5 protein-coding genes are annotated in these 2,973 nt (G+C 31.9%); 1 reads left to right on the forward strand and 4 read right to left on the reverse strand.

The genetic code is table 11. The features are described 5' to 3' along the window. Positions 1-371 precede the first annotated feature (371 nt). Entirely contained in the window at positions 372-578 is a 207-nt protein-coding gene (locus RM553_RS19220; RefSeq protein WP_311536587.1) for a hypothetical protein, read from the reverse strand. Positions 579-687: 109 nt separating this feature from the next. Between RM553_RS19220 and tnpA the strand changes: the two genes are divergently transcribed. Next, positions 688-1,122 carry an IS200/IS605 family transposase gene (tnpA, locus tag RM553_RS19225; RefSeq protein ID WP_311536588.1) on the forward strand — a complete coding sequence of 145 codons (435 nt, stop codon included), beginning with the start codon at positions 688-690 and terminating at the stop codon, positions 1,120-1,122. 244 nt (positions 1,123-1,366) lie between these two features. Here the strand turns inward: tnpA and RM553_RS19230 are convergent, their stop codons facing one another. From RM553_RS19230 to RM553_RS19240, 3 genes are all read right to left on the reverse strand, one after another. After that, positions 1,367-1,912, reverse strand: a complete 546-nt coding sequence (locus RM553_RS19230; RefSeq protein WP_311536589.1) for a hypothetical protein — start codon at positions 1,910-1,912, stop codon at positions 1,367-1,369. A 205-nt stretch (positions 1,913-2,117) separates the two neighbouring features. Further along, positions 2,118-2,411, reverse strand: coding sequence for a hypothetical protein (locus tag RM553_RS19235; protein ID WP_311536590.1), 294 nt, complete (start codon positions 2,409-2,411; stop codon positions 2,118-2,120). 9 nt (positions 2,412-2,420) lie between these two features. Then, on the reverse strand, positions 2,421-2,973 hold a 553-nt coding region (locus RM553_RS19240; RefSeq protein ID WP_311536591.1), incomplete at its 5' end, for a hypothetical protein.

Raw genomic sequence — 2,973 nt, forward strand, 5'->3', positions numbered from 1 at the left:
CGAAAAAAGCGCTTTATTAAAATTTGCCATTATTAATCGTGAATATTTTTCAGCGCCAGGGAAAAATTTTTCATTTGAAAATCCATAAAATCACGAACTGAAAAAATACGCTTCCCGTTGAGTTAATTTCCATGTTGAAACGCAGAATTTTTATAAAAATCGGAGAAAAATAGTAATGAGAAATTTAAAAATTCCAGCGCACTCTTGTTGGTAACGGTTTCGCTTATCGCAAGTTGCGGGAGTAGGGATGCGGACTTGTCGGCTTAATTGTTTTGTTTCCTGGTTACTAAAATTACACTTTTTCGACAATACCCGTTATTTGCGATGAAGCGGTGTTGTGCCAAGTATTTTTAGATAAAATATTTTAACTGTTAGTTTTTATATTTCTCTAAAAGTAAATCTCTTTCTCTCTTTTTTCTTTTGGATACGAATAAAAGCGGAATTCCAATACCTCCTTCAATAGCTCCACTGGCAAGTATGAAACCTCCCATTAAATTACGATAGGCATTTTCCTCGCCTGTAGATTCTATTGGGTTCGCTATAATTCCTATCCCTGTCCCAATACTTAATACTGACAATGATGATAAGATTATCCCAGCTGTTTTGTTTGATTGGTCTCAGGGTTAGTTCAAACTATGCACTTTAGTGCATTTCGCTTTAGCTTCTAAAAAAACTTACCTTTGTTTAATGTCAGAACAAAGATCAAATGGACATAGCGTTTCGCAACTTACCGCGCATCTAGTTTGGAGCACAAAATACAGATATCCTGTTTTAACGGGTGATATTAAGCTACGTTGCCGTAAGCTGCTAATACAAATTTGTGAAGCAGAGGATGTGGAAATATTAAAAGGTGTCATCTCCAAAGATCACGTTCATATGCACATAGATTATCGTCCCTCGCAAAACATTAGCGATTTGGTCAAGAAGTTTAAGGGTAGAAGTTCAAGGAAGCTTCAACAGGAATTTCCTGAATTAAAAAAGCGGTATTGGGGTCGGCATTTTTGGGCTATCGGATATGGATGTTGGAGTACTGGAAATATTACGGATGAGATGGTAAATGAATATCTAGAGCACCATAGAAAACCAGACGATAGGGGAGGCACAAACTTTAGTATTGAGTAATGTCCATAGCGGTGACTTTAAGTCACCAGCCCGAAACTATGGACTTCAAGTCCATAGTGGTTCATTTTCTTTCTAAGAATAAAATTCTATTAAAGTCACTATTAATCTTATTCCTGATTGAATCGGAATTGGAGATTTCTATTCCTAAATGAGAAAGCCTCTTTATTTCTTTCTTATTGAAATTTTGTCCATTTATAATTAATGTGACTAAAGAAAATAGTGTGAATATTACTAACTTTTTCATTTATAGATCGAATCCTAAATTTAACTGGAACATAATGGGGAAAATATTTGCGTTTCCTTCTGTGTCAAAATAATATTGAGGTCCAACGTCAAATAATAAATGAAATTTTTCTCCGTATTTTCTTTGTATTCCCCAAGTTGGTTGAAAAGCGAAATCGAAGTTAGAAGTTCGAATAACATTCTCTGCAATTGAATTTCCTCTTGTTATAAATCTTACTGAAATAAAATTTCCTGAGTTATTTTCAACCGTTTTATTTTTTCCAATTCTTTTATTCAAGTTATAATACCATTTTTGCTGTAAATCTAAAAATGGAGCAATTATGTAAATAATTCCATTGTTAGCATAAGTCAGATCCGGATATCCTCCACCATATCCAATTCCTAATTCTGTTGAAAAAGTTGAGTAATTTCCAGTTGGAATTTCTAATTCAGCACCTGGATTTAAAAAGTTAATTCTCCAAACTTTTTCTGTATTATAAGTTTTTTCTTGACCATAAGTTGTAATAGTAAATAAAGCTAAAAAAGCTACAATTGATAATTTTCGCATTAAATTTTGATTTTTAGGTTTTTAAGTTCGGATTTCGATTAAATATTTGGCACAACGGTCCCGGTTAACGACAAGTGGCGCGGAATTATGGATGCGGGTTTGTCGGCTTACGGTTTGGTTTATTATGGAAACTAATTTAGTTCTTTTCTGGAAAACCCGCCATTTGCGGTAACCGTTGTTGTTGCGCGTTTTTATGTTGGGATTTCTAAATAGAAGCTGAAACCATTCTAAATGCAAAATATAAAAATGGAATTGAACCAATTAAAATCCATAGCAGCTTCTTTTTAGGGGTAATTTTCTTGTCTGTTATGATAACTAAGGCATGATAAAATGAATAACTAATTGATCCGAAAACCATTACTAAATTGAGATAACTTCCATACTGGTAAATCCATCTGTAATCTGAGATTCTAAATCTTTGTACATAAAAGCCTAGCATTATTCCTGTAACAAAAGTCACTATTATTAAAGTACTGGCTATTCCTGGTTTATATTTCAAACCTGTTTTTTATTTTATAGAATCTACAGTAGTAATTAAATCATATAATTCATTAGTGGGATCTATTTTATGCATCATTCTGTAGTATTCCGCAATAAAGTTATTACTATCTACGAGTCCATCAGTGTAATATTTTAAAGTATCTGTTTTATTAAAAACTACCATTCTTGGAGAAGAATCAGAATCATTAGTTTTCAACCTGTTCTCATTGTTTTTTAAGAAGTTACCAATCTTCCAAACTGAATCATTTTCTTCTATTTTGAAAAATTGATGTTGAACTTCAAAATCTGAATCTTCTACAATCAAATTAATCTTCAAACTATCATTTGATTTTGTAAGCTGAATTTTCTCTATTCTTTCCCAAGTACAAATTGATAAATCAACTGAAATATTTACTGTATCAAAATTTGTAAGTTTTGATGATAATTGTGCAAAGTCATTTTTTAGTTTAAAATCTGATTGATTTATTTCTACATTTTTATCAGAATTGACTTCTTCTTTACAACTAAGAAATACTAACATCAGAACTATTAAACAAGGTAATTTTCTCATCTTTAAAAAT

It is taken from the genome of Autumnicola tepida (assembly GCF_031846485.1).
GTDB classification, from domain to species: domain Bacteria; phylum Bacteroidota; class Bacteroidia; order Flavobacteriales; family Flavobacteriaceae; genus Autumnicola; species Autumnicola tepida.

Bases quoted from the DNA above. Each gene is read 5' to 3' on its own strand.
- tnpA (WP_311536588.1), top strand. From the start codon at position 688: ATGTCAGAACAAAGATCAAATGGACATAGCGTTTCGCAACTTACCGCG.
- RM553_RS19230 (WP_311536589.1), bottom strand. From the start codon at position 1,912: ATGCGAAAATTATCAATTGTAGCTTTTTTAGCTTTATTTACTATTACA.